The 3,182-nt window shown below is 47.8% G+C and carries 2 tRNA genes and 1 rRNA gene; all 3 read left to right on the forward strand.

From position 1 onward, the window contains the following. The first annotated feature begins 28 nt into the window (after positions 1–28). Positions 29–102 (forward strand) — tRNA-Ile (locus CRS_RS24245). Between the two features lie 87 nt (positions 103–189). After that, a tRNA-Ala gene (locus CRS_RS24250) sits at positions 190–263 on the forward strand. 153 nt (positions 264–416) lie between these two features. Further along, positions 417–3,168, forward strand: a 23S ribosomal RNA gene (locus tag CRS_RS24255). Positions 3,169–3,182 lie beyond the last annotated feature (14 nt).

Here is a 3,182-nt window from a genome sequence, read left to right on the forward strand (position 1 = left end):
ATCAAATAATGAATCTCAAATCTAACAGAGTCTCGTAGCTCAGCTGGTTAGAGCGCTACACTGATAATGTAGAGGTCGGCAGTTCGAGCCTGCCCGAGACTACTAATTAAGTGATTTGAAATTGGAAATTTGAAATTCGTTATGTATGAATATCAAATCACAAACTTGAAATCTCAAATCAACCTAGAGGGGGAATTAGCTCAGCTGGCTAGAGCGCCTGCCTTGCACGCAGGAGGTCAAGGGTTCGACTCCCTTATTCTCCACAGTTTTGGAATACTGATTTAAAAGTTACGAATGGAGCCAACAACAACATCTGTTCATCAGTAGGAAAAGAAGACATTAAGATCATTGACATTAACGGTAAAGACATCACAAAGAGAAAACCGAGCGCATAAAGCGCTTGAGTAACCAATAGGAAAGAAATCGTTAAGGGCGTATGGCGGATGCCTAGGCTTTCAGAGGCGACGAAGGACGTGGTAAGCTGCGAAAAGCTGCGGGGATTGGCACACACGAATTGATCCGCAGATATCCGAATGGGGCAACCCGGCATGTTGAAGACATGTCACCTCGTAAGAGGAGCAAACCCGGAGAACTGAAACATCTAAGTACCCGGAGGAAAAGAAATCGAAGAGATTCCGTAAGTAGTGGCGAGCGAAAGCGGATTAGCCCAAAAGTCTATTTATGTTTAGAGGAATGTTCTGGAAAGAACAATCATAGAAGGTGATAATCCTGTACTCGAAAGGCATAATTAGATGATAAATGAGTAGGGCGGGACACGTGAAATCCTGTCTGAATATGGGGGGACCATCCTCCAAGGCTAAATACTCCTGAAAGACCGATAGTGAACAAGTACTGTGAAGGAAAGGTGAAAAGCACTTCGAATAGAAGGGTGAAATAGAACCTGAAACCGTACGCCTACAAGCGGTCGGAGCAGCATAAAGCTGTGACGGCGTGCCTTTTGCATAATGAGCCTACGAGTTAATTTTACTAGCGAGGTTAAGGTATTAAGTACCGGAGCCGAAGCGAAAGCGAGTCTGAATAGGGCGCTGAGTTAGTAGGATTAGACGCGAAACCTTGTGATCTACCCATGGGCAGGTTGAAGCTCTGGTAACACAGAGTGGAGGACCGAACCGGTTGACGTTGAAAAGTCTTCGGATGACCTGTGGGTAGGGGTGAAAGGCCAATCAAACTGGGAGATAGCTCGTACTCTCCGAAATGCATTTAGGTGCAGCGTCGATGTTAAGTTTATTAGAGGTAGAGCTACTGATTGGATGCGGGGGTTTCACCGCCTACCAATTCCTGACAAACTCCGAATGCTAATAAATGTTCGTCGGCAGTGAGGGCATGGGTGCTAAGGTCCATGTCCGAGAGGGAAAGAACCCAGACCAACAGCTAAGGTCCCCAAATATATGTTAAGTTGAAACAACGCGGTTGGACTGCATTGACAGCTAGGATGTTGGCTTGGAAGCAGCCATTCATTTAAAGAGTGCGTAACAGCTCACTAGTCGAGCGGTCCGGCATGGATAATAATCGGGCATAAACATATTACCGAAGCTATGGATTTGTATTTATACATCTGGTAGGAGAGCATTCTATTTGCGCCGAAGCAGTACTGTGAGGTATTGTGGAGCGGATAGAAAAGAAAATGTAGGCATAAGTAACGATAAAGCAGGCGAGAAACCTGCTCACCGAAAGACCAAGGCTTCCTCAGCCATGCTAATCAGCTGAGGGTTAGTCGGGACCTAACGCGAACCCGAGAGGGGTAGTGGATGGACACAGGGTTAATATTCCCTGACTTGCTCACAATAAAAGGGGACGGTTGGATGTATCTGCTGGAGACTGACGGAATAGTCAAGGCCTAGCCTTCGGGCGAAGCTGCTGTAGAGTAATCTGATCCAAGAAAAGCCGAAGTGAAGCAACCCGTACCAAAACCGACACAGGTGGTCGAGGAGAGAATCCTAAGGTGCTCGAGTGAGTCGTGGCTAAGGAACTAGGCAAAATAGTCTCGTAACTTCGGAAGAAGAGACGCCATCAGCAATGGTGGCCGCAGTGAAGAGGCCCAGGCGACTGTTTATCAAAAACACAGGACTCTGCTAAATCGAAAGATGCTGTATAGGGTCTGACACCTGCCCGGTGCTGGAAGGTTAAGGAAGGTGCTTAGCGTAAGCGAAGGCATTGACTGAAGCCCCAGTAAACGGCGGCCGTAACTATAACGGTCCTAAGGTAGCGAAATTCCTTGTCGGGTAAGTTCCGACCTGCACGAATGGTGTAACGATCTGGGCACTGTCTCAGCCACGAGCTCGGTGAAATTGTAGTATCGGTGAAGATGCCGATTACCCGCAATGGGACGAAAAGACCCTGTGAACCTTTACTATAACTTCGTATTGACTTTGAGTAAGTAATGTGTAGGATAGGTGGGAGGCTTTGAAGCAGGCACGCTAGTGTTTGTGGAGCCGTCGTTGAAATACCACCCTTTACTTACTTGGAGCCTAACTTCTTTCAGAAGGACATTGCGTGGTGGGTAGTTTGACTGGGGTGGTCGCCTCCAAAAGAGTAACGGAGGCTTTCAAAGGTACCCTCAGCACGCTTGGTAACCGTGCGTAGAGTGTAATGGCATAAGGGTGCTTGACTGTGAGACCTACAAGTCGATCAGGTGCGAAAGCAGGACATAGTGATCCGGTGGTTCCGTATGGAAGGGCCATCGCTCATAGGATAAAAGGTACTCCGGGGATAACAGGCTAGTCTCCCCCAAGAGCTCACATCGACGGGGAGGTTCGGCACCTCGATGTCGGCTCGTCACATCCTGGGGCTGGAGAAGGTCCCAAGGGTTGGGCTGTTCGCCCATTAAAGTGGCACGCGAGCTGGGTTCAGAACGTCGTGAGACAGTTCGGTCTCTATCTATTGCGGGCGTTAGATGTTTGAGAGGGCTTGATTCTAGTACGAGAGGACCGAATTGAACAAACCTCTGGTGTATCAGTTGTACCGCCAGGTGCACCGCTGAGTAGCTACGTTTGGAAGAGATAAGCACTGAAAGCATATAAGTGCGAAACTCGCCTCAAGATGAGACATCTTTTAAGGGTCGTTGTAGATGACGACGTTGATAGGCTACAGGTGTAAAGACAGTAATGTCATAGCCGAGTAGTACTAATTACCCGTAGATTTATAGTCTATGGTTGCTATAT

Source organism: Chryseobacterium sp. ON_d1 (genome assembly GCF_006829085.1).
Lineage (GTDB): Bacteria > Bacteroidota > Bacteroidia > Flavobacteriales > Weeksellaceae > Chryseobacterium.